The organism is Pseudarthrobacter sp. fls2-241-R2A-168, from assembly GCF_030209335.1.
Lineage (GTDB): Bacteria > Actinomycetota > Actinomycetes > Actinomycetales > Micrococcaceae > Arthrobacter.
This window is the reverse complement of record NZ_JARVSG010000052.1, coordinates 1-1,455: the sequence shown is the minus strand read 5'-3', so window position 1 is coordinate 1,455 and position 1,455 is coordinate 1. Positions and strand designations below refer to the sequence as shown.

The following is a 1,455-nucleotide window of genomic DNA, read 5'->3' as shown; positions in this document are numbered from 1 at the left end:
AACTGCAGGGTTTGCTCTTCCACTCAACCTGATCGGTTGAACCCGTCGAACCCGTTTTCTCTTCACTGGCTACGACCAAGTCGTGCCAGACACCCATTTGGATCAAGCGGTAGCGATACGACCAGCACCGCCCTGGCAGTTAACTGCCCCAGAGAAACGTTGGTGCCGCCAATGCGTCCAAAACGTGTCACAGAACGGTGGCTCGTGCAAAACACACGTCCAGTCCCAGCTGGCTCACCTGGCAGACGACCCGGTTACAACACACTCAGGCGGTGATGGTCGGTCGCCACTCAGATTTAGTGGTTCGGGCCCAGTCCCTTTTTGGTTGGCCGACCATCACCTGATTCGCCCCTCAGGCGAAACAGCGTCTGGCATCAAAAGGCTGTTTCTCCTTCAGGATGTGATAACTCGCTCGCGCCAGCTTGTGTGCCAGCGCCTTGGTAGCGACCACGGCGTTGGTCTTGGCTTTCTTCTTCTCGAAAAAGCGTTTGGCATCTTCGCTGAAGCGCCGGGCGAAATTAGCCGCTTCGATATAGGCCCAGATCAAATAAGCGTTGCCGTTCCTGGCGTTGCCTTCACCTTTCTTTTTGCCGTTGGAGTAATGCGCACTTTTTACGCAGCGAGCGTAAGAGGCGAAGTGGCCTGCGTCGGCAAAGCGCTCGATATTTCCGGTTTCCAGCATGATGATCGTGGCCAGCACCTCGCCAATCCCGGGCATCGTTTTCAGCAAGGAAAACTCCGGGCGCAGACGGGCTTCGTGCAGTAATCGCTCTTCAAGAAAATCAATCTGGGTCTGCAACGCCTGGACAATGGCGACATTCGCTTTCATCGCCAGAGCCACATCCGTCGGCAGGCCCAGCCTGTCGACGGACGTGGCTGACAGCCCTTTGACTTCATTGCAGCTCAACCGCCGGCCAAACTGGCGCGCCATGATGTTCTCGACGGACAGAATGTGCTGAGTCCGACTGCGTACCAGTTGAATACGTTTACGCGCCAAATCTCGCAGCGCACGTTCTTGCGGCGGATGGATATATCCGGTCGGTAAAATCCCGAGTCGCAGCAAGTGCGCCAGGAAAGCCGCGTCATCCTTGTCATCAGCATGCTTTAAACCGTCGTAACGCTTCATCGCCACGGGATGGGCCAGCTTCACCTCGAAACCCGCCGCCTTAAGGCCATCGACCAACCAATACCAGTTGTACGTCGACTCAACTACGACGCCGATCAATTCAGCACGATGAGGCTCGAGCAGCAAAAGGATCGGTGTTAGCTCGTTGGGACAGCGTCGACTGACCAGTACCCGATCCGTTTCGTCGGTAACCACCACAACACTGTTGTTCGAATGCAGGTCTATGCCACAGAATTTCATCACGGCCTCCTACGCAAAAGACTAAGTTCGCACCTTGAATTTTGCGCCACCTCCGTGAGGTGGGGAGGCCGGCCAGATGATTCTCAGAT

At 55.8% G+C, this 1,455-nt stretch carries 1 protein-coding gene; it reads right to left on the bottom strand.

The features are described 5' to 3' along the window. Nucleotides 1–352: 352 nt before the first annotated feature. Nucleotides 353–1,366 (bottom strand): IS110 family RNA-guided transposase, encoded by a 1,014-nt coding sequence (locus tag QRN11_RS21485; protein WP_285314433.1) that lies wholly within the window; start codon nt 1,364–1,366, stop codon nt 353–355. Nucleotides 1,367–1,455 lie beyond the last annotated feature (89 nt).